The 20,269-nt window shown below is 64.1% G+C and carries 21 protein-coding genes; 6 read left to right on the top strand and 15 right to left on the bottom strand.

What is annotated here, in order from left to right; translation table 11 throughout:
• Positions 1-158 precede the first annotated feature (158 nt).
• On the bottom strand, positions 159-1,082 hold the full coding sequence (locus tag P0D80_RS38240; protein ID WP_408291576.1) for a LysR family transcriptional regulator: 924 nt from the start codon (positions 1,080-1,082) through the stop codon (positions 159-161).
• 108 nt (positions 1,083-1,190) lie between these two features.
• Here P0D80_RS38240 and P0D80_RS38235 point away from each other — a divergent pair, with 108 nt between their 5' ends.
• From P0D80_RS38235 to P0D80_RS38220, 4 genes are all read left to right on the top strand, one after another.
• Positions 1,191-2,285, top strand: a complete 1,095-nt coding sequence (locus P0D80_RS38235; RefSeq protein WP_132378330.1) for a tartrate dehydrogenase — start codon at positions 1,191-1,193, stop codon at positions 2,283-2,285.
• Positions 2,286-2,437: 152 nt separating this feature from the next.
• A complete protein-coding gene (locus P0D80_RS38230; protein ID WP_408291573.1) occupies positions 2,438-3,778 on the top strand; it encodes a glycerate kinase type-2 family protein in 1,341 nt (446 codons plus the stop codon).
• A gap of 2 nt (positions 3,779-3,780) precedes the next feature.
• Positions 3,781-5,199, top strand: a complete 1,419-nt coding sequence (gene pyk / locus P0D80_RS38225) for a pyruvate kinase (protein WP_408291571.1) — start codon at positions 3,781-3,783, stop codon at positions 5,197-5,199.
• Between the two features lie 147 nt (positions 5,200-5,346).
• A complete protein-coding gene (locus P0D80_RS38220) occupies positions 5,347-6,657 on the top strand; it encodes an MFS transporter (RefSeq protein WP_408175264.1) in 1,311 nt (436 codons plus the stop codon).
• 9 nt (positions 6,658-6,666) lie between these two features.
• On the opposite strand, the gene P0D80_RS38215 is transcribed toward P0D80_RS38220, so the two are convergent.
• From P0D80_RS38215 to P0D80_RS38160, 12 genes are all read right to left on the bottom strand, one after another.
• Entirely contained in the window at positions 6,667-7,362 is a 696-nt protein-coding gene (locus P0D80_RS38215) for a GntR family transcriptional regulator (RefSeq protein WP_408291569.1), read from the bottom strand.
• 17 nt (positions 7,363-7,379) lie between these two features.
• A complete protein-coding gene (locus P0D80_RS38210) occupies positions 7,380-8,471 on the bottom strand; it encodes an ABC transporter ATP-binding protein (RefSeq protein ID WP_408291567.1) in 1,092 nt (363 codons plus the stop codon).
• Positions 8,472-8,487: 16 nt separating this feature from the next.
• Positions 8,488-9,282: an ABC transporter permease gene (locus P0D80_RS38205; protein WP_408175268.1), complete on the bottom strand. Its 795-nt coding sequence runs from the start codon at positions 9,280-9,282 to the stop codon at positions 8,488-8,490.
• 86 nt (positions 9,283-9,368) lie between these two features.
• Complete coding sequence (locus P0D80_RS38200; protein WP_408291565.1) at positions 9,369-10,253, bottom strand: ABC transporter permease; 885 nt, start codon at positions 10,251-10,253, stop codon at positions 9,369-9,371.
• Between the two features lie 50 nt (positions 10,254-10,303).
• Positions 10,304-11,335 carry an ABC transporter substrate-binding protein gene (locus tag P0D80_RS38195; protein WP_408291563.1) on the bottom strand — a complete coding sequence of 344 codons (1,032 nt, stop codon included), beginning with the start codon at positions 11,333-11,335 and terminating at the stop codon, positions 10,304-10,306.
• A 64-nt stretch (positions 11,336-11,399) separates the two neighbouring features.
• A complete protein-coding gene (locus P0D80_RS38190) occupies positions 11,400-11,714 on the bottom strand; it encodes an NIPSNAP family protein (protein ID WP_408175272.1) in 315 nt (104 codons plus the stop codon).
• A gap of 29 nt (positions 11,715-11,743) precedes the next feature.
• Positions 11,744-13,216 (bottom strand): aldehyde dehydrogenase, encoded by a 1,473-nt coding sequence (locus P0D80_RS38185; RefSeq protein ID WP_408291561.1) that lies wholly within the window; start codon positions 13,214-13,216, stop codon positions 11,744-11,746.
• A 36-nt stretch (positions 13,217-13,252) separates the two neighbouring features.
• Entirely contained in the window at positions 13,253-14,296 is a 1,044-nt protein-coding gene (locus tag P0D80_RS38180) for an LLM class flavin-dependent oxidoreductase (RefSeq protein WP_408291559.1), read from the bottom strand.
• A gap of 115 nt (positions 14,297-14,411) precedes the next feature.
• Entirely contained in the window at positions 14,412-15,380 is a 969-nt protein-coding gene (locus tag P0D80_RS38175) for a flavin reductase (protein ID WP_408175276.1), read from the bottom strand.
• On the bottom strand, positions 15,373-16,251 hold the full coding sequence (locus tag P0D80_RS38170; RefSeq protein WP_408291556.1) for an alpha/beta fold hydrolase: 879 nt from the start codon (positions 16,249-16,251) through the stop codon (positions 15,373-15,375). The genes P0D80_RS38175 and P0D80_RS38170 overlap by 8 nt, the downstream gene beginning before the upstream one ends.
• Positions 16,241-16,828, bottom strand: a complete 588-nt coding sequence (locus tag P0D80_RS38165) for an amino acid synthesis family protein (RefSeq protein ID WP_408291554.1) — start codon at positions 16,826-16,828, stop codon at positions 16,241-16,243. The genes P0D80_RS38170 and P0D80_RS38165 overlap by 11 nt, the downstream gene beginning before the upstream one ends.
• A 280-nt stretch (positions 16,829-17,108) precedes the next feature.
• A complete protein-coding gene (locus tag P0D80_RS38160; RefSeq protein ID WP_408175281.1) occupies positions 17,109-17,795 on the bottom strand; it encodes a GntR family transcriptional regulator in 687 nt (228 codons plus the stop codon).
• 219 nt (positions 17,796-18,014) lie between these two features.
• Here P0D80_RS38160 and P0D80_RS38155 point away from each other — a divergent pair, with 219 nt between their 5' ends.
• Both P0D80_RS38155 and P0D80_RS38150 read left to right on the top strand, forming a co-directional pair.
• Positions 18,015-18,557 (top strand): DUF488 domain-containing protein, encoded by a 543-nt coding sequence (locus tag P0D80_RS38155; protein WP_408291552.1) that lies wholly within the window; start codon positions 18,015-18,017, stop codon positions 18,555-18,557.
• A 45-nt stretch (positions 18,558-18,602) separates the two neighbouring features.
• Positions 18,603-19,217: a uracil-DNA glycosylase family protein gene (locus P0D80_RS38150; RefSeq protein ID WP_408291550.1), complete on the top strand. Its 615-nt coding sequence runs from the start codon at positions 18,603-18,605 to the stop codon at positions 19,215-19,217.
• A gap of 36 nt (positions 19,218-19,253) precedes the next feature.
• Here P0D80_RS38150 and P0D80_RS38145 read toward each other — a convergent pair whose 3' ends face one another.
• Complete coding sequence (locus tag P0D80_RS38145; RefSeq protein ID WP_408291547.1) at positions 19,254-19,943, bottom strand: substrate-binding domain-containing protein; 690 nt, start codon at positions 19,941-19,943, stop codon at positions 19,254-19,256.
• Between the two features lie 14 nt (positions 19,944-19,957).
• Positions 19,958-20,269: RraA family protein (locus P0D80_RS38140; protein ID WP_459252769.1), on the bottom strand; the 312-nt coding region annotated here is incomplete at its 5' end.

The following is a 20,269-nucleotide window of genomic DNA, read 5'->3' as shown; positions in this document are numbered from 1 at the left end:
TGCCCATGCCCCGGTCGCCTTTCAGCCGATCATCGGAACTGGAGGAAGCGGCAATAGCGGCATCCGCAAAACGCGCGCAACAGGGTTGACGATTGCCTCCGAGTAAGTTGCACCTCAATGCGAAAGGCGATCGAATCCCGAACCCTCCCCAACAAGGACTACAACGCGCCCGCCTCGCTCCTAAGAGCTTGCGCGACAAAATCGACGAACGCGCGAATCCGATTGGACATCTGGTGCCGCTGCGAATAGACGGCAAAAATATCGGCGTTCGGCGTGTCATGCTCGGGCAATACCTGAACCAGCGAACCATCGGCGAGGTACTGCTTGATGTCCCACTCGGCCCGCATCAAGATGCCGTGCCCTTCGAGCGCCCACTTCACCGCGATCTCGCCATCGTTCGTGGTCAGCGACCCGTTGATACGCACGGCCTCCGTTTTACGCGACGCGCCTCTGCCCGAAGTCAGACGCCACACGCCGTAGGCTTCGTCACCCTGGCGGATGCCGATGCAGTTGTGCCGCGTCAGGTCGTGCGCGGTCACCGGCATCCCATGTGACGCGAGGTACGAAGGCGCGGCGCACAGCAAGCGCCGGTTCGTCGCCAGCCGGCGCGCGACCACCCGCGTATCGGGCGGCTCGCCGAAGCGGATGCAGACGTCGAACGTATCGTCGGTCAGCGGCGGAGGCGTGACCGACAACTGAAGCTGAACCGATACCTGCGGATACCTCGCGACAAAGCGCGAGATCGCAGGCGCGACATGGCTGCGCCCAAAGCCGAGCGTCGCGTTCACGCGCAGCAATCCCTTCGGGCTTTGCTTCGCGGCCCCCAGCAACTCGGCCAGTTCATCGATCTCGTCGAGAATCCGGCGCGCGTGTTCGAGGTATAGCTCGCCCTCCGGCGTAAGCATCATCCGCCGCGTGGTCCGGTTGACGAGCGCAACGCCGGCGCGGCTCTCCATCTGCGTCAAATGCTTGCTGACGGCCGCTGCCGTCAAACCCAGCTCCCGCGCGGCGGCGCTCAGGCTACCGGATGCGGCGAGCGTCGAAAAGAAACTCAGATCAGACGGTTCGACGGTGTCGCGCATGGCTTTCACTTGTGAATCAAAGTTAAAGATGCTTTGAGTTTAGCACCGGTTTTTGCGTCCGGAGATAGGTAAAGTTCGCTCACACCCCAACACATGAAGGACGGAGACATGAAGACCTATCGCATCGCAACCATCCCCGGCGACGGCATCGGCAAGGAAGTCGTACCGGCCGGCGCGCAAGTTCTCGAAGCACTCGCAAAGACGACCCGGTCGTTCGCATTCGAATTCGAAAACTTCGACTGGGGCGGCGACTACTATCGCGAGCACGGCGTCATGATGCCGGCCGACGGGCTCGACGCCATCCGCGACAAGGACGCGATCCTGTTCGGCTCGGCCGGCGATCCGGACATTGCCGATCACATCACGCTGTGGGGTCTGCGTCTGAAGATCTGCCAGGGCTTCGACCAGTACGCGAACGTCCGTCCGACCCGCATCCTGCCGGGCATCGACGGGCCGCTGAAGCGCTGCAAGCCGGAAGACCTGAACTGGGTCATCGTCCGCGAAAACTCGGAAGGCGAATATTCCGGCGTGGGCGGCCGAGTCCATCAGGGCCATCCGATCGAAGCCGCGACCGACGTGTCGATCCTGACGCGCGCCGGTGTCGAGCGGATCATGCGATTCGCGTTCCGTCTCGCGCAATCCCGTCCGCGCAAACTGCTGACCGTGATCACGAAGAGCAACGCCCAGCGTCATGCGATGGTGATGTGGGACGAGATCGCACTCGAAGTCTCGAAGGAGTTCCCGGACGTCACATGGGACAAGGAACTGGTGGATGCATCGACCGCGCGCATGATCAATCGCCCCGCGAGTCTCGACACGATCGTCGCCACCAATCTGCACGCCGACATTCTCAGCGACCTCGCCGCCGCTCTCGCCGGCAGCCTGGGCATCGCGCCGACGGGCAACATCGATCCGGAACACCGCTTTCCGTCGATGTTCGAGCCGATCCACGGTTCCGCATTCGACATCATGGGCAAGGGACTCGCCAATCCGGTCGGCACCTTCTGGTCGGTCGTCATGCTGCTCGAACACCTGGGCGAAGCCGACGCGGCAAAGCGCGTGATGCAAGCCGTCGAAGCGGTAACTGCGGACACCTCCCTTCACACCCGCGACCTCGGCGGCACGGCAACCACGGCGCAAGTAACGGCTGCTGTTTGCGCGTTCATCGAGAAAGCCGCAGCGCCCGCAGCGAACGCGGCCTAAGCCTCATCAGCGGCTCCGCTGGAGCCTGGTCTGCACGGCCCGCCAAGCGGCGGCCGTGACCCGGCTCGTCCCGCGCACGGCAAATACAAGGTATCCGACACCATGTCCACTTCCTTCAAGCAAGGGCGGTCCCTTTCTGTGCGAGCACGCAAATGAGAACCGCCGCCCAACTCAAGCAGCCGGCCAGCCGCGATGCCACCAGCGAACTCGACGTCGACCGCCTGCTGCAGGACATGTTCGACGCCGCGATAGCAACGGCACAACCCGCGCTGCGTGTTCCCGATTTCCTTCCCAAGGCGCCGCGCGGCCGCACGATCGTCGTCGGTGCGGGCAAGGCGTCGGCGGCGATGGCAAGAGCGGTCGAAGATCACTGGACCGGCCGCCTCGAAGGTCTTGTCGTCACACGCTACGGATACGCGGTGCCGTGCGAACACATCCAAATCGTCGAGGCCGCGCATCCCGTGCCGGACGAGAACGGCCTCGCGGCGGCCACACGCATGCTGGAACTCGTCTCGGACCTGACCGCCGACGACCTCGTCATCTGCCTGATCTCAGGCGGCGGCTCCGCCCTGCTCCCGCTTCCGGCCGAAGGCCTGACGCTGCAGGACAAACAGGAAATCAGCCAGGCACTGCTCGCGAGCGGTGCGACGATTTCCGAAATGAATTGCGTGCGCCGGCATCTCTCGGCGATCAAGGGCGGCCGGCTCGCGGCGGCCTGCCATCGGGCGCGCGTGGTCAACCTGATCATCTCGGACGTGCCCGCCGACGCCGCCAGCGACATCGCCTCCGGCCCGACCGTACCCGACACGACGACGTGCGCGGATGCGCTCGCGGTCTTACGGCGCTATGAGATCTGCGCGTCGCCCGCGGCAATCGCACTGCTCGAAAACGGCAGTACGGAAACGCTGAAGCCTGACGATCCACATCTGCCCTGCATCAAGACCCATCTGATCGCGACGCCCCAACTCGCGCTCGAAGCCGCGGCGAGCCAGTCGCGCGCAGCCGGCATCGACGTCCACATTCTCAGCGACGCCATCGAAGGCGAAGCCCGCGACGTCGGCGCCGTCATGGCCGGCATCGCCAGACAGGTGAGCCGCCGCGGCCAGCCCTTCCAGGCGCCCTGCATTCTCCTCTCCGGCAGCGAAACGACCGTCACGATTCGCGGCGACGGCCGCGGCGGACGCAATGTCGAATTCCTGCTGTCGCTCGGCGTCGCGCTGAATGGCGAGCCCGGCGTGTTCGCCATCGCGGGCGACACCGACGGCGTGGACGGCCAGGAAGAAATCGCCGGCGCACTGCTGCGGCCGGACACGTTAAAGCGGGCGCGCGAGCGCGGCATCCGTCCCGCCGAGCGACTCGAAAACAACGACGCGCACGGCTTTTTCCAGGCACTGGGCGACTCGGTCATCACCGGGCCGACGCTGACCAACGTCAACGACTTTCGTGCCATTTTCATTGCCGCTCAGCACGGCGATCTTTCAGGGAGTCGATAAAGATGCGCCGCAACCGTAATGCCAAAATCGTCGCGACGCTGGGGCCGGCGAGCACCAGCCGCGACACCATCGAAGCGCTGTTCAACGCGGGGGCCGATGTGTTTCGGCTGAACTTCAGCCACGGCACACATGACGATCACCAACGACGTCTGAACATCATCCGCTCGATAGAAAAGGACGCGGGCCGCCCGGTCGGCGTACTGCTCGACCTGCAAGGTCCGAAGCTGCGGATCGGCACATTCGCGAACGGCCCGATCGTGCTGGAGAAAGGCGCCGCGTTTCGACTCGATCTCGACGCGCAAACGCCCGGCGGCAACACCCGTGTCTCGCTGCCGCATCCGGAAATCTTCGCGGCGCTCAAGCCACACACGAATCTGCTGCTCGACGATGGCCGGGTCCAGTTGCGGGTCGAACGCTGCGGTCCCGATTTCGCCGAAACGACGGTCGTCGTGGGCGGTCCACTGTCCGAGCGCAAGGGTGTCAACGTTCCGGACGTCGTTTTGCCGCTGTCCGCAATGACGGAAAAGGACCAGCGCGATCTCGAGTTCGGCATGACGCTGGGCATCGACTGGCTCGCGCTCTCTTTCGTGCAACGCGTCGAAGACATCATCGAGGTTCGCAAAATCGTCGGCGAGCGCGTCGGCATTGTGGCGAAGCTCGAAAAGCCGGCGGCGATCCAGAGCCTCGACGCGATCGTCGAGGAAGCGGATGCCGTGATGGTCGCGCGTGGCGATCTCGGCGTCGAGATGCCGGCCGAACAGGTGCCGGCGATCCAGAAGCGCATCGTCCGCGCATGCCGCAAGGCGGGCAAGCCCGTCATCGTGGCGACGCAGATGCTCGAATCGATGGTCGCCGCGCCGGTGCCGACGCGCGCCGAAGCGTCGGATGTAGCCACCGCCATCTACGACGGCGCCGACGCCGTGATGCTGTCAGCGGAATCGGCAAGCGGCAAATACCCCGTGGAAGCCGTGCGAATGATGGACTCGATCATCTCGCAGACCGAACGCGATCCGTACTACCGCGAAGTCATCGCGGCATCGCACGCGGCACCCCGCGCGAATATGTCGGACGCGATCGGCTACGCGATGCGGCACGTCACCGGGCTGCTCGACGCGGTCGCAACCGTTGCCTACACGAGCTCCGGCTATTCCGCGCTGCGCATGGCGCGCGAGCGGCCCTGCGCGCCGATCGTCGGCATGACGCCGCAACAGGGCACGGCGCGCCGCCTCGCGCTGGTGTGGGGCGTCCATCCCGTGCTGTGCAAGGAGGTCGTCGACGCACTCGAAGTGAGCGACCTTGCCTGCGAGACCGTGCGCACCGAAGGGTTCGGCGAACCGGGACAAACGGTCGTCATCTCGGCCGGCATGCCGTTCGGCACGCCAGGCACCACCAACCTGCTGCGCATCGCGCAGATTCCCTGAGGCATCGCATGTGACTTTGGTCCACCACGTTTTAAAGGTGTAGACGCGCCGGACAAGACAAGAGCCGCACTCGACGGCCGCGGCGCGCACCGCACTCCCACTCCGTTTCTGAATAGAGCACTGCTCGATACCTCCCAGGAGGAGACAATGATTTCCGAACTCGAAAGCCGGGTTTCCCGCAAGCTCATGTTGCGGATCATCCCGTTTGTGATGCTGCTGTATTTCGTGAGCTTTCTCGACCGCGTCAACGTGGGTTTCGCCGCGCTCTCGATGAACAAGGCCATCGGCCTTTCGCCGACCGCGTTCGGTCTCGGCGGCGGCTTGTTCTTCATCGGCTATTTCCTGTTCGAAGTGCCGTCGAACCTGATTCTTCACAAGGTCGGCGCGCGCCGCTGGATTGCCCGCGTGATGGTGTCGTGGGGGATCGTCTCGTTCGCGTCGGCGTTCGTGGTCGGGCCGAACAGCTTCTACGCGCTGCGCTTTATTCTGGGTATCGCCGAAGCGGGCTTCTTCCCCGGCATCATCCTGTATCTGAGCCTGTGGTTCCCGTCGCGGCAACGCGCGGTCGCGGCGGCATGGTTCATGGCGGCCGCGCCGATCTCCACCGCAATCGGCTCGCCGCTGTCCGGCGCGATCATGAAGCTGCCTCCGATCGCCGGACTTGCCGACTGGCAGATGCTCTACATCCTCGAAGCGGTGCCCGCGATCATTCTCGGCTTCTTCGTGTTGAAGTACCTGACGGACACACCGGCGAAAGCGCATTGGCTTCAACCGGAAGAACGCGAATGGCTGATCGCGAAGATGAAGATGGAAGCGGAGGCGAAGCAGTCCCATGCGGGCCACACGGCCGGCGCGCTGAGCGCCCTGCGCGATCCGCGTGTGCTTGCGCTCGCACTGATCTACTTCGGCACCTCGGCGGGGCTGTATACGCTCGGCTTGTGGGCACCGCTGATCATTCGCCAGTATGGCTTCGGGTCGTTCGAAACCGGTCTGCTGGCCGGCGTGCCGAGTGTCCTCGCGGTGGTGGCCATGATCCTGTGGGCGAAACACTCGGACCGTACCGAAGAGCGCACGTGGCACGTCGTCATTCCGTGCGTCGTGGCATGCCTCGGCTTCGTCTTCGCCGGTGGTGCGACGACGGCGCTGATGATCATTCTGGCGCTCGTGATCGTGAACATCGGCATCAGTGCGGCCAAGGCGCCGTTGTGGGCGATGCCCAGCATGTTCCTGTCAGGCGCTGGCGCGGCCGCGGGCATCGCGATGATCAACTCGGTCGGCAATCTGGGCGGCTTCGTGGGTCCGTTCGTGATCGGCTGGCTCAAGAACGTGACGGGTGGATACTCAGCGGGCCTGTACGTAGTGGGCGCCACGCTGGCCGTGTCCGCCGTCGTCACGCTGATGCTGAGCCGGCAATCGAAACAGACGGCGGTCGCGGTCGAAGAGCGGCACGGGCACTGAGCTCATCCATCAAACCGACGTCTCGCCAACCGCCTGCTGCAGTAATTCCGCCGCAATATCCGCGACCCGGGCCACATGAGCGGTGGCCGCATCGCGCGCTCGCTGCGCGTCGCGGGCGCGGATCGCATCGAGAATGCGGTTCATCTCCTCCACGGCCTGGCGGCCGCGGTCGTCGGAGGCGATTGTCATCGCGCGCAAACGGTTGATCCGCGCATTGAGCGTTTGCACGATTTCCCACGACACTCGCTTGCCGCCACCATGGAACATGGCCTCATAAAACATGGTGGTTAGCTCACGCACCGTCTGGTGCGCGTGCGCTTCGAATGCCTGCTGGATTCGTGTGATGCACTCGGCCAGCAGCGCAATCACCGTTTCATCCGCGCGCTGCGCGCAAGCCATCGCCGCATCGCCTTCCAGCAGCGCGCGAATTTCGTAGATCTCGGCGGCCGTCTCGGCATCCAGCCTCGCAACGATCGGCCCCTGGTTCGGGATCGAATCGACCAGGCCTTCCGTCTCCAGATGCCGTAGAACTTCACGCACGACGGTGCGGCTCACGCCCAGTTCCTCACACAGCGAACGCTCGACCAGCCGTTCGCCCGGACGAAAATGCGCCTCCAGAATCGCCGTGCGCATTTTCTCGAGCGCGAGTTCGCGCAACGTCGTGGTGCGGCGTTCGACTTTCAGCGAAGGCAGAGCGTCACTCATATTGTGCATGACCGTGCTCACGCCTGCGCGAACAGCCGCACATCGCGCGTGTCCCAATCGACGAGCGCCTGCGTGCCGATCGACAAGCCGCTGTCATGGCGATGTCCCGCCGGCATGCGAATCGAAATTTCCTGTTGCCAGGGCGTCGCGACGGCGTAATGCATCGCGTCGCCGAGATACGTGATGTCGCGCACGGTGACCGGTAGACCCGCCGCACCACTTGCGTCGCGCTGTGCCTGAATACGCATCTGCTCCGGGCGAATCATCAGCGTGCCTTCGTCGCCTGCCGTGAGCACCGGATTGAAGCTGCCCGAACTCACCGTATGGCCGTTCGGGAACACGCCGTTCATCCGGCCGTCGTTGCTCGACGTCACACGCACCGGCAGGAAATTGGAATTGCCGATAAAGCTCGCGACGAAACGCGACGCCGGATTCCCATACAGTTCCTCGCCCGTGCCGACCTGCTCGATGCGCCCCTTGTTGAACACGGCGATGCGATCCGACAACCGCAACGCCTCTTCCTGATCGTGCGTCACATAGAGAATCGTGACGCCCGTCTCTTGATGAATGCGGCGCAGTTCGAGCTGGATTTCCTCGCGCAGTTTCTTGTCGAGCGCGGAGAGCGGTTCGTCCATCAGCAGCACGGGCGGATCGTAGGCGAGCGCGCGGGCAATCGCGACGCGCTGCTGCTGTCCGCCCGACAATTGCGCGGGCATCCGGTCGCGGCACTCGGACAGATGCACGAGCTTCAGCATCTGTTCAACCTTGGCCTTCACTTCGGCATCAGGACGGCGGCGCACGCGCAACGGGAATGCAATGTTCTCGCCCACCGTCAGATGCGGAAACAGCGTATAGCGCTGAAACACCATGCCGATGTGGCGCTTGTTGGGCGCGACGGAGAGCAGCGGCTTGCCGTCGAGCAGCACGCGCCCTTCGCTCGGCTCCTGAAAGCCCGCGACGATATACAGCGTGGTGCTCTTGCCCGAACCGGACGGTCCGAGAAAAGTCATGAACTCGCCTTTGCGCACATCGAGCGATACTTGGTCGATGGCGACGACGTCGTCGTAGGTCTTGCGCAGGCGCTGGATTTGCAGGAATGCGGCAGTCATGGCTGATTCACCTCGGTTATCGTGCGCGGCGCAGCATGGCGCCCGCCAACATCAATACGGTCGTCAATCCGACGAGCAGCGAAGACGCCGCCGCCACGACGGGCGTCAGGTCCTGCCGCAGCGTTGCCCAGATTCGCACGGGCAGCGTCTGCAAGGTCGGGCTCGACATGAAGATCGACACCACCACTTCGTCCCACGACGCGAGGAACGAGAAGATCGCGGCGGCGAACAGGCCGAGCCGGATCGCGGGCAACGTGACGCGCAGTTTCACTTCCAGCGGCGACGCGCCGCAGATCAGCGCCGCGTCTTCGAGCGCCGTGTCGAAACTCGACAGCGAGTTGCTGATCGAGATGATCGAGAACGGCAACGCGATGATCAGATGGCCGATCACGAAGCCCGTCATCGTGCCGTTCAGGCCGATGCGAAGAAAGAACGCGTACAGCGCGACGGCCAGCACGACGACCGGCAACACCATCGGCGTGAGAAAGAACGCCTGCACGGCATTGAGTCCGCGAAACCGGCCGCGCACGAGCGCCAGTGAAGCAAGAAAGCCGATCAACACCGACAGCACCGTGACGATTGCCGCGAGCTTCGCGCTTGTCAGCAGCGAATCGATCCAGCCCGCGTCGGTGAAAAGCTGGCGATACCACTCCAGCGTCCAACCCGGCGGTGGAAAGATCAGCCACTGCGAATCGCCGAACGACAGTGCGACGATGAACACGATCGGCAGCAGAAGAAAGAGCGCGACGGCGGCGCCGATGGCAAGCAACATATAGCGCAGCGCGCCCAGACGATCGAAATCGAGCAACATGTCAGTCCTCCCTCCGGGCCGCCGCAAGGGAGGCTGACGCCACCTCGGGGAGCAGCGAAGTTAATGAGCGTGGGGGTCGTTGCATCTCAGCGGCCTCCCGGATTGGCGCGCGCACTGCCCGTGAAGCGCAGTTGCAGCGTGTACAGCGCCAGCGTCACGGCGAGCAGCACGAAGGCGGCCGCACCTGCGAGGCCCCAGTTCAGCAGCTGCTGCACGAGCTGGGCGATCAGTTCCGCGAGCATCATGTATGACGCGCCACCGAGCAGCGCGGGCGTGACGAAATAGCCGAGCGCCATCACGAACACCATCAACGCGCCCGAGGCGATGCCCGGCATCGCGAGCGGCACCAGCACGCGCCAGAATGCTTGCCAGCGGCTCGCGCCGCAGATTGTGGCGGCACGCAAGGTCGACGGATCGATGCCGCGCAGCGTCGCGTGCAGCGGCATCACGAGGAACGGCAGCATGATGTACGTCATGCCGATGGTCACGCCGATCAGGTTGTTGACGAGCGTCAGCGGCTCGCTGATCACGCCGAGCGCCATCAGCAGACGGTTGATCGGTCCAGTCTGCTGCAGCAGCACCATCCAGGCGAAGGTGCGCGCCAGCAGGTTGGTCCACATCGACAGCAGCAGGATCGCGAACAGCAGCGAACTCAGCTTGCGCGGCGCGATGGCGAGCAGCCATGCGGTCGGAAAGCCGATCGCGAGCGTCGCCGCCGTCACGACCGTCGCCACCAGAAACGTATTGCCGAACACCCGCAGATAGGTGGTCGAGCCAAGCAGTTGCGCGTAATTGTTCAGCCCCGGCGTCGGTTCGAGGACGCTGCGCAACAGCAGCGACAGCACCGGCAGCAGAAAGAAGATCACAAGCAGCAGCAGCGCGGGCACGAGCAGGCGGATGCTGCGCCAGTCGCGCCGCCGGCGCGTGGCCGTCGCGGGCGGATGCGCGACGGTACTCAGAACATTAGGCATGGTGTCTCCCATCCACTCCGATTGCTATGCGACGCTCACGTGCCGCGCGCTTATTTCGACTGCCACGCATACCAGCGCTTGGCGATCGCATCGCGGTTCTCGGCCCAGTACTTCATGTCGAGATTGATCTGCGAGCTCTTGTACTGATCGGGCAACGTCTTCGCGATGGCGGGCGACATCAGTGCGGCCGACTTCACGTTGATCGGCGCATAGCCGGTATCCGTCGCGAACTTTGCTTGCGCCTGCGCGCTCGTCGCGGCGGCGAGGTACTTCATGGCTTCGGCCTTGTGCTTCGCGCCCTTCGGAATCACCAGCATGTCGGCGGCTGTCAGGTTCTGGTTCCACGAGATGCCGACCGGTACGCCGGTCTGTTCGAGCGCATGCAAACGCCCATTCCAGAACATGCCGATAGGCGCTTCGCCCGAAGCGAGCAGTTGCTGCGATTGCGCGCCGCCGCTCCACCAGACGATATCGCCCTTGATCGTGTCGAGCTTCTTGAACGCGCGGTCGAGGTCGAGCGGATAGAGCTTGCTGGGCGGCACGCCATCGGCGAGCAGCGCGATTTCGAGCACGCCGGGCGCCGACCATTTATAGAACGTGCGCTTGCCGGGGAATTTCTTCGTATCGAACAGATCGGCCCACGTGGTCGGCTGCGCGGCGGTGTACTTCGCCTTGTTGTAGCCGAGCACGAACGAGTAGTAGAAGCTGCCCACCGCATCCGATGTCGCGAAGCGCGGGTCCAGATCGTCTTTCTTGACGATGGAATAGTCGATCGGCTCGATCAGTCCTGCCTGCTGCGCGGCATATGCGAAATCGCCTTCGACATCCACTACATCCCAGTTCACGTTGCCGCTGTCGACCATCGCCTTGAGCTTGCCGTAGTCGGTCGGACCGTCCATCAGCACGTTGACGCCCGTGGCTTGCGTGAACGGCTGCGCCCAGTTCTTCTGTTGCGACGACTGCGTGGTGCCGCCCCAGCTCGTGAAGACGATGGGGTCCGCGGCCAGTGCCGGCGCCGCCGCGAGCGTCGCCGCGCAGAACGCGATCAGCGGCGCGATTGAGGAGGTGGTTCTGCTGCTCATGTGTGTCTCCAAGAATGTCGGTTTGTATCGTGGCAACGTGTACGGCGGCCGGTAGCCGGCTCTCTCAGGCAAGCGGCGAAAAACGCGCTGGCTTCATGATCTTGTTTTCCATCTCTTCCATCAGCGCCTGAATCTTCGGCGCGAAGGCCTGCCACGCGCGATCTTCAGCGAGCGCGGCACGGCGGCGTTCGCGTTCGTCGAGACTCGGATAGGCCCAGATATGCACGATCTGGTTCTGTGGTCCGATCTCCGAAAAGAAGTAGCCGACCAGTTGACCCAGATAGCGCTTCTGCAACTCGATGCCCTCTTCCTCCACGAGTTTCAGATAGGCGGGCACGGCGCCCGTCTTGATGCGGTAGGTGCGGATTTCGTAGAACATGCTGGCTCCCGGTTTCTCGTGTTGGTGGCTCAGCGCATCACGAACGGATCGGCGATCGGTTCGTCCGACGTGCGGATCCACACCGACTTCGTGCGCGTGTATTCGAGCACCGCTTCCAGGCCGCCTTCCCGGCCGAGGCCGGACAAGCCGTAGCCGCCGAACGGCACGATCGGCGACACCGCGCGATACGTGTTGACCCACACGATGCCGGCGCGCAGCGCGCGCGTGAGCCGGTGCGCGCGCGTCAGGTCGCGCGTGAACACGCCTGATGCGAGGCCGTAACGCGTGTCGTTGGCAAGCGCGATGGCGTCGGCTTCCGTGTCGAACGTGACGACGCTCAGCACCGGTCCGAACAGTTCTTCCACCACGCTCGGCACTTGCGCACTCGCGCAATCGACGATGGTCGGCAAAAAGTAATTGCCTTGGGCGATGCCGTCCGGTTGCTTGCCACCAGTGACAATGCTTCCACCTGCTTCGACGCTCGCGCGCAGCACCTTTTCGATGTGTTCAAGTTGACGACGCGTGGCGAGCGGTCCCATCTCGGTGGCCATATCCTGCGGATTGCCGATGCGAATCGCTTGCGCCTTCGTCACGAGCCGCTCGATCAGCGCATCGTGAATACCGCGCTGCACGACTAGGCGCGAACCCGCCACACAGCTTTGCCCCGTCGCCGCGAAAATACCGGCGATGACGGCGTTGCAGGCGCTGTCGAGATCGGCGTCGTCGAACACCAGCACGGGTGACTTGCCGCCGAGTTCCAGCGACATCGCCGCAAGGTTCTCCGCCGAATTGCGCACCACGTGACGCGCCGTTTCCGGGCCGCCCGTAAAGGCGATACGCGACACGAGCGGATGACTCGTCAGCGTGCGCCCGCAATCGTTGCCGAAGCCGGTCACGATATTGACGACGCCTTTCGGAAAGCCCGCTTCGTGCACGAGCCGCGCGAATTCGAGCAACGGCGCGGGACCGTCCTCCGACGCCTTGAGCACGATCGTGCAACCCGCAGCGAGCGCGGGACCGACCTTCACCGCCGACAGGAACAGTTGCGAATTCCACGGCACGATGCCCGCGACCACGCCCACCGGCTCGCGCCGCAGCGTGACTTCCATATCGGGTTTGTCGACCGGCAGCCACGCGCCCTGAATCTTGTCCGCGAGGCCCGCGTAATAGCGGTAGTACTCGGCGACATAGCCGATCTGGCTGCGCGTCTCGCGGATGATCTTGCCCGTGTCCTGAGTTTCGAGTTCCGCAAGCCGCGGCGCATGTTGGGCGACGAGATCGGCGAGCTTGTACAGCAGCTTGCCGCGCGCACTAGCCGTCAGATTCGCCCATGCGGAATTGTTGAGCGCGCGATGCGCCGCCTTTACCGCGCGGTCGACGTCGTCCGCGCTGGCGGCCGGCATGCTCGCCCACACGTCGCCCGTCGATGGATCGACGCTGTCGAAATGCTCGCGCGCATCTTCGAACGCACCGTCGATGTATTGCTGGAACCGCTGGACCATGTCAGCCACTCCGTGGAGTTAACAAAGGCGTGCGCATCAGCGCGCGTCGAACGCGGGCATCACGTCGGAAATGAACAGCTCCAGCGACTTGCGCTTGCGCTCGAAGCTCATATGGCTGTCGAGCCAGAAGCTGTACTGGTCGTAGCCAAGTTCCTCGTAACCCTTGATGCGCGCGATCACCTGCTTCGGCTCGCCGATCACGAGGTTCTTGCGAATCGCTTCGGGCGAGTACTGCGGGAACATCGCGACGTCGGCATCCGTCAGCGGCTCGATGAAGCCCTGCTCGACCGGCCGCTCGTTCTTGAACCATTTGCTGAAGTAGCGATAAAAGCGCGCGAGGTCTTCCACCGCGTCGTCCACTTCGGCGGCATTCGCGCCGACGAACGTGTGCATCAGCATCATCACCTGCGGACGCGGCACGTCCGGATGCGCTGCGCACGCGGCGTTGAAGCGCTCCATCAGGCTCACGACCTCGGCGTCGCCCTGGGCCAGCGACGTCACTTGCACATTGCAGCCGTTAGCGATGGCGAACGCATGCGAGTTCGGATCGCGCGCGGCGAGCCACATCGGCGGATTGGGTTGCTGGATGGGACGCGGCACGGGCGTCGTCGAAGGCCATGACCAGAACTCGCCCTGATGCGCGTAGTCGCCCTTGAAGAGTTTGCGCAACGCGGGCACCAGTTCGCGCATGCGCGCACCGGCGCCCATCGCGTCGAGGCCCGGCAACAGGCGCTCGTATTCGAACGAATATGCGCCGCGCGCGATGCCCAGATCGAGCCGGCCGTTGCTCGCGACATCGACCATCCCGGCCTCGCCCGCCAGCGCGATCGGATGCCAGAACGGCGCGATCACCGTGCCCGTGCCCAGACGAATGCGTTGCGTCTTCGCGGCCAGATACGACAGATTGACGAAAGGATTCGGCGCGATCGTGAATTCCATCGCGTGATGCTCGCCGATCCACGCTGTTTCGAAACCACCGCGCTCGGCGAGCTGCACGAGCTCGGTCATCTGATCGAACAGTTCGCGATGCGACGTCGTGTTGTCGTACCGCTCCATATGCAGGAACAACGAAAACTTCATGATGATTCCCCTCCCGTGTCGACCGGCGTTCGTGCTTTAGCACTGACTCCGGTCCCATGCTGCGGCTGCGCATCGTGCGCAGCAGGATTTGTCGGCGGATTGATCCGTGGTGTCCTCAATGCGCAAGCGCGAGTGTCTGCACCTTGCCGGCTTCCGTGTCGCCGACGTAGATGCCGAACGCGTCTTCGCTGCGTTCGCGCACATAGCGTTCGAGCATGGAGCGCACCGCGTCGTCGCGCAGTTCGTTCCACGGAATCTGCGCCAACGGGACGATGCGGATCGTGCTGTCCATCCACGCCGCGCCGCTGTCGATCACGCGGCCGCGATAATAGATTTGTACACTCGACGCCGGCCCGCTGCCCGCTTCGAATACGGCAAAGATAAAGTCGAGATGCGCTTCGAGGCCGAGCTTCGCCAGCACGCCGCGCAGGCTTGCCGCGTCGCTCGCGGGTTCGAGCTTGATGCCCGTTGGCAACTGCAAGCCTTTGGGCGTATCCAGCAGCACGAGTCCATCGCGATGTTCGAGAATCGCGCCCACTTGCGCGCGCGATCCGGCGGCAGCCAATGCATCCTGCGACAGGCTGAAGTTCACATACGCGCCCCGGCAGTAACCGAGCGGCGACGAGCTGGTATGAAGAAAGTCGACTACACGTCCGATCAGAATGATGTGATCGCCGGCATCGACAACGTCATGCGTCGTGCAGTCGAAAGTCGCGGCCGCATCGTTCACCACGGGCGCGCCTGTTGCACGCGTCTGCCATGCGACTTGCGCGAACTTGTCCGCCGCTTTCGATGCGAACACGCCGGACACGGACTTCTGATCTTCGGCGAGCACGCTCACGGCAAAGTGGCGTGTCTGCGAAAACACTTCATAGCTCGACGCGGTCTTCGCGATGCACACGAGAATCAGCGGCGGATCGAGCGACACCGACGTGAACGAGTTGGCCGTGAAGCCGCGCGGCGAACCGTCCGGCTGGATCGTCGTGACCACCGTCACGCCCGTCACGAACGCGCCGAGCGCGCGGCGGAATTCGGCGAGGTCGAAAGTCTGTTGGGCGGTTTGGTCAAACTTCGGCTCAGTCATGGCGTTCTCCATTGATCGATTCACGCGGCGCGTCCTCTGCCGATGCTTCGGCGAGAAACGCGAGCAGCCGCTCGTTGACGCCCTCGGGATCGGTGAGGTTCATCATGTGCCGCTCGTTGGCGATGATCTCCGCGCGGCCGAACGGCGTGGCCGCAGCCATGGCGCGCGACATCGCCGGGCTCGAATTCGGATCGCACTCGCCCGTGAGAAACAGCGCGGGCACGGCGAGGCTGGCGAGACGGCCGACGTGCGCATCGTCCGAACAGGCGAAGAGCCGGTACGTGCGTGCATAACCGACGGGATCGACCGACAGCAGCAACCCGCGCACGGCTTGCGCCGCCTGGGTCAGATGACCCGGCACCGGATCGCCGAACCAGCGCGACAGCGTGGCATCGACGCCCGTATCCAGCGGCACGTCGCCGAGCGTCGCGGCGCGCGTCATCACGGCCTCGCGCTGCGCCGGCGTGCGGTCGTACACCGCGTTCAGCGCGACGACGCTCAGCGTGCGTTGCGGATGCCTGAGTGCGAATTCGAGCGCGACCAGTGCGCCCATCGAATGTCCGACTACATGCGCGCGTTCGATGCGCATCGTGTCGAGCAGCGCTTTCAGTTGCGACGCGTATTCGTCGAGCGTCGGCGCGGCTGTCGGCAACGCGCTGTCGCCGTGACCGAGCATGTCGTACACGACGACCTGATAGCTCGCCGTCAATGCCTCGATCTGCGGCGACCACACGGTCTGGTTCATGCCCACGCCGTGGATCAGCACGACCGTGGCGCGCGCTGCTTCCGACTGCGGCGTGTAAATGCTATAGCTCGTGTCCGCGGCCTCGCCACGCGACACGGCACGCCCGGAAGCGAGTTCAGGCCTCATTGGACTCGAGCTCCTTCAGGTCCTGATAACGGTCGCCAATGCGGTGATGCGGGCGGCCGCCGATCGATGCGCCGAGCGCGATCACCAGTTCGTCGGGAGCAGGCGCATCGACGATCGAAAACTGCACGGTCAGGTAGTGCGAGCGCATGCCTTCGTCGTGCTTGTGCATCAGCGGAATCGAGATCGGGCAGTTCGGGCCGCCGCGCAGGTTCGTGAAGCTCAGATAGCTTTTCGCGCCGACCGCATTGCGATAGTGGTTGCCGAAGCGCAGCGTGTGAATCAGCGCCGACGCGTGCTCGATCTCGCCCGACGTGCCGACGATCGCCGCCTTGCCGTAGCCTTCCACCGCATCGCCGGAACCGGCTACGCGCAGTACTTCCGCCGTCAGCATTTCGCCCAGTTGCGGCGCAAGCGCATGAATCTCGGGCTTCAAGTCTTCGACGAAGCCGCGCCCCGCCCACGGATTACGCAGCACGGCCGCCGCGCCGAACAGCTTCAACGGCCGCGCTGCCTCCTTGCCGCCTTCAATGAAAGTCTCTTCGACGTAAGTGACCAGCTTGCGCACTTCCAGCTTCATATCGTTCTCCTGACGGGGGGCCGAGGCCGTGAATGTCGTTCGTTGAGATTATGGTATTCCATCTTATGGCCCACACCAAGAAAAATGGTGTTATGGAATACCATGATACGAAGCACGCCGCTTCAGGCATGTTTTCGGCAATGGGGGACAAGCGTGTTCGCTTGTGCGGCGCAACATGTCTAGGCGGGATTTGTCAGGGGAGAACGCTTTGCCGGCGGAATCCGCAAAGCAAAAGGCCCGCCGATTGGCGGGCCTTTGTGTGAACGGGGTGGAATGTGGCTCAGGCGTCGCCGGCGGGCTCGCCTGGCTGCGCGAGCGTGCTCAGCGCCAGTTCGGCGGTCCGCTTGATGTGCGCGGCCGACGCGGCCGACGCCGCATCGCCGTCACGCCGCTCGATCGCGTCGAGCAGCTTGTTCATCTCGCGATTGGACTCGCCGCCGCGCCCCGGCGTGGCGATGGTCAGCGCGCGCAAGCGGTTGATGCGCGCGTTCAGCGTTTTGACGACAGCGAGCGATACGCGCTTTTGCGCGCCCTCGAACATCGCTTCGTAGAAACGCTCCGTGTAGTCGAGCACGCGCGGCAGGTCCTGCTTCGCGAACGCGTCTTCGATCACCGCGCGAATCTCGCGCAACTGCCGTACGAGTTCGGGCGTCGATTGCTCGGCGCACGCGCGCGCGGCATTGGCTTCGAGCAGCCCGCGCAGCTCGTAGATTTCGCCCACCTGTTCAGGGTCGAGCCGCGCAACGATCGGCCCTTGCCGCGCGACGATCTCGACCAGCCCTTCCGTCTCCAGATGCCGCAGCACTTCGCGCACGACGGTGCGGCTCACCCCGAGTTCGTCGCACAGCGTGCGTTCGACGAGCCGCGCGCCTGGCCGGAAATACCCTTGCACTATCGCGCCGCGTAGCTTGTCCAGCGTGAGTTCGCGCAGTGTCTTGGCATTGCGGTCGATTCTGAGGTCTGACATGGGCGGCAAAAGAGAAATGGACGATGGCTGTGCCGCGTACTCGATACGCCGAGGCACGAGGACTGGAATGCCATATTATCGTTCATCTCGTCTTCATGCCTATCGGGCAGGCTTTGCCGCCGCGGATTGCAAAACCTCCGAGCGCGGGGGATGGTTGACCTTTAGAAACCCAGGCTGTACACATCACAAAATGGACGCCACGGTTTCGGAGAGGCATCGATGAGCCGCCCTTTTTTCACGATTGGTCATTCCAACCGTCCACTGCCCGAATTCGTGAGTCTGCTGAGAGAGGCGGAGATCGCGACGCTGATCGATGTGCGCAGCATTCCGCGCTCGCGAACCAATCCACAGTTCAATCGAGACACGTTACCGGATGCGCTCGCGCCGGAGCACATCGATTACATGCATCTTGCCGAACTGGGTGGACGCCGCAGCAGGCGCAAAGACGAAGCGCCGTCGCTCAATGCGTACTGGACTCATCCAGCGTTCCGCAATTACGCGGACTATGCGATGAGCGACGTTTTCCGCGCGGGTCTGACGCAGCTTCTCGCGCTCGGCCATCGGCGCCGTTGCGCGATCATGTGCGCGGAGGCGGTCTGGTGGCGCTGCCACAGGCGTATCATTACGGACTACCTGCTGCTGCACGACGAAACCGTGCTGCACATCATGGACGCGCGTCACACAACCATCGCGACGATGACACCGGGCGCGCAACCTCAACCCGACGGCACGTTGATCTATCCGGCTCAAACCACGACCTGAGCCGGCACACGACTCGACTGCCCGTCAGCCGTACTGCCCGACTGCATGACTGTCTCTACGAAACCCACATCGCTCGATATCCTGCTGCGCGAGATTCGCGCCTGCACACTCTGCTCGCCCGTGCTGCCGCACGCCCCGCGGCCGGTGCTGGCGGCATCCGAGCAGGCGCGCATTCTGATCATCGGCCAGGCGCCGGGTGCGCGAGTGCATGCGTCCGGCGTTCCATGGAGCGACGCGAGCGGTGCGCGGTTGCGCGCGTGGCTCGGCGTCGACGACACCACGTTCTACGACGGTTCGAAATTCGCCGTCGTGCCCATCGGCTTCTGTTTTCCGGGCCGGGGCCCGAGCGGAGATTTGCCGCCACGGCCCGAGTGTGCCGAGCGCTGGCACAAGGAGTTGCTCGGGCACATGTCTTCGGTCCAGCTCACGCTGCTGGTCGGGCAATACGCGCAGCGATTCGGACTGGGCAAGGCGTTCGGGCCGACCTTGACGGACACGCTCGTCCGGTGGCGCGAACTCGGCCCACAGGTCATGCCGCTGCCGCACCCGTCGCCGCGCAACATTGCCTGGTTCAAACGCAATCCGTGGTTTGACGCGAGCGTTTTGCCGACGTTGCGCGAGCGTGTCGCGGCGGCATTGGCGACTCCTCGCGCGGCCTGACATCCGACGGCCGTCGGATAGAGTTGGTCACCCCTGTCATGCCGGCTCCATGCCGTGACGAAGCTTCGCGAAGCGTGCCTCAGAGGATGCCAGAAACGAGAGCACTGCCTTAGCGGCATCTCTCTGTCTGGATGCGGTGCATATGGCAGCCGCAAAGACCGTGACGATCTGGACTTCGTGAGGCAACGAGCCGATGACATCGATTCCCGGCAGATGCATCAACTCGCTCAACTGCTGGAAACCCAGCTCGACTTCCCCGCGTGCGACGAGCGTACCCACCGGCACGCCGGGCGGCGCCTGCACGACGCGCGGCGCGATCGTTTCCGCAATGCCCCAGCGCTCGAACAAACGGCTCAGGTGCGAACCGCTCGGGCCCGTCGAATAGCCGATACTGCGCGCCGCCAGAATCGTTTCTCGCAGCGCGGCTTCAGTGCCGACATCAGGCCGCGGTGCGCCGGCTGCCACCGCGATCGCCACGCCCGAACGAGCCAGATCGACCCGACTGGCCGGCTCGATCCGGCCGGCTGCTGCAAGCCGCTCGATCGCGTCGGCCGCGAGCACGACGATATCGAACGACTCGCCTTGCTGGACGCGCTGCGCCGCGGCCACGCCGCCGACCGACTCGACGGCCACCCGCCGCCCCGATACCCCTTCATATTCTTCGACCAACTCGGCGAGCACCTGGCGTGTGGCCATCGACGAGATGCAGGTGATCTGCTCACTCATGGTTTCTCTGCCTCTCAATCGATGTAACGCAGCCCGGCCTGTTTTAGCGGTTCGCGCATGCTGTACATGTCGAGGCCGAGCACACCCGAAGCCAGCTTCGCACGCTTCTCGCCTTCGTTGGCTTCGCGCGCCGCGGCCTTGTCGAGCACCTTCCGCGCCGACGCCGCGGGGACCACCACCACACCGTCTTCATCCGCGACGACGACATCGCCCGGATTCACCAGCGCTCCGGCGCATACCACCGGAATGTTCACCGAACCGAGCGTCGCCTTAACCGTCCCTTTGGCCGAGATCGCCTTGCTCCACACCGGAAATTTCATTTCCGT

Origin of the sequence: Paraburkholderia sp. RL17-373-BIF-A (assembly GCF_046030175.1) — a bacterium.
Classification (GTDB): Bacteria; Pseudomonadota; Gammaproteobacteria; order Burkholderiales; family Burkholderiaceae; genus Paraburkholderia.
The sequence above is the reverse complement of the archived record's forward strand: the minus strand, read 5'-3'. Positions and strand labels throughout refer to the sequence as shown.

What these genes read in the sequence shown, in the direction of transcription:
- P0D80_RS38240 (WP_408291576.1), bottom strand. Translation starts at nt 1,082, where the DNA reads ATGCGCGACACCGTCGAACCGTCTGATCTGAGTTTCTTTTCGACGCTC.
- P0D80_RS38235 (WP_132378330.1), top strand. Translation starts at nt 1,191, where the DNA reads ATGAAGACCTATCGCATCGCAACCATCCCCGGCGACGGCATCGGCAAG.
- P0D80_RS38230 (WP_408291573.1), top strand. Translation starts at nt 2,438, where the DNA reads ATGAGAACCGCCGCCCAACTCAAGCAGCCGGCCAGCCGCGATGCCACC.
- pyk (WP_408291571.1), top strand. Translation starts at nt 3,781, where the DNA reads ATGCGCCGCAACCGTAATGCCAAAATCGTCGCGACGCTGGGGCCGGCG.
- P0D80_RS38220 (WP_408175264.1), top strand. Translation starts at nt 5,347, where the DNA reads ATGATTTCCGAACTCGAAAGCCGGGTTTCCCGCAAGCTCATGTTGCGG.
- P0D80_RS38215 (WP_408291569.1), bottom strand. Translation starts at nt 7,362, where the DNA reads ATGAGTGACGCTCTGCCTTCGCTGAAAGTCGAACGCCGCACCACGACG.
- P0D80_RS38210 (WP_408291567.1), bottom strand. Translation starts at nt 8,471, where the DNA reads ATGACTGCCGCATTCCTGCAAATCCAGCGCCTGCGCAAGACCTACGAC.
- P0D80_RS38205 (WP_408175268.1), bottom strand. Translation starts at nt 9,282, where the DNA reads ATGTTGCTCGATTTCGATCGTCTGGGCGCGCTGCGCTATATGTTGCTT.
- P0D80_RS38200 (WP_408291565.1), bottom strand. Translation starts at nt 10,253, where the DNA reads ATGCCTAATGTTCTGAGTACCGTCGCGCATCCGCCCGCGACGGCCACG.
- P0D80_RS38195 (WP_408291563.1), bottom strand. Translation starts at nt 11,335, where the DNA reads ATGAGCAGCAGAACCACCTCCTCAATCGCGCCGCTGATCGCGTTCTGC.
- P0D80_RS38190 (WP_408175272.1), bottom strand. Translation starts at nt 11,714, where the DNA reads ATGTTCTACGAAATCCGCACCTACCGCATCAAGACGGGCGCCGTGCCC.
- P0D80_RS38185 (WP_408291561.1), bottom strand. Translation starts at nt 13,216, where the DNA reads ATGGTCCAGCGGTTCCAGCAATACATCGACGGTGCGTTCGAAGATGCG.
- P0D80_RS38180 (WP_408291559.1), bottom strand. Translation starts at nt 14,296, where the DNA reads ATGAAGTTTTCGTTGTTCCTGCATATGGAGCGGTACGACAACACGACG.
- P0D80_RS38175 (WP_408175276.1), bottom strand. Translation starts at nt 15,380, where the DNA reads ATGACTGAGCCGAAGTTTGACCAAACCGCCCAACAGACTTTCGACCTC.
- P0D80_RS38170 (WP_408291556.1), bottom strand. Translation starts at nt 16,251, where the DNA reads ATGAGGCCTGAACTCGCTTCCGGGCGTGCCGTGTCGCGTGGCGAGGCC.
- P0D80_RS38165 (WP_408291554.1), bottom strand. Translation starts at nt 16,828, where the DNA reads ATGAAGCTGGAAGTGCGCAAGCTGGTCACTTACGTCGAAGAGACTTTC.
- P0D80_RS38160 (WP_408175281.1), bottom strand. Translation starts at nt 17,795, where the DNA reads ATGTCAGACCTCAGAATCGACCGCAATGCCAAGACACTGCGCGAACTC.
- P0D80_RS38155 (WP_408291552.1), top strand. Translation starts at nt 18,015, where the DNA reads ATGAGCCGCCCTTTTTTCACGATTGGTCATTCCAACCGTCCACTGCCC.
- P0D80_RS38150 (WP_408291550.1), top strand. Translation starts at nt 18,603, where the DNA reads ATGACTGTCTCTACGAAACCCACATCGCTCGATATCCTGCTGCGCGAG.
- P0D80_RS38145 (WP_408291547.1), bottom strand. Translation starts at nt 19,943, where the DNA reads ATGAGTGAGCAGATCACCTGCATCTCGTCGATGGCCACACGCCAGGTG.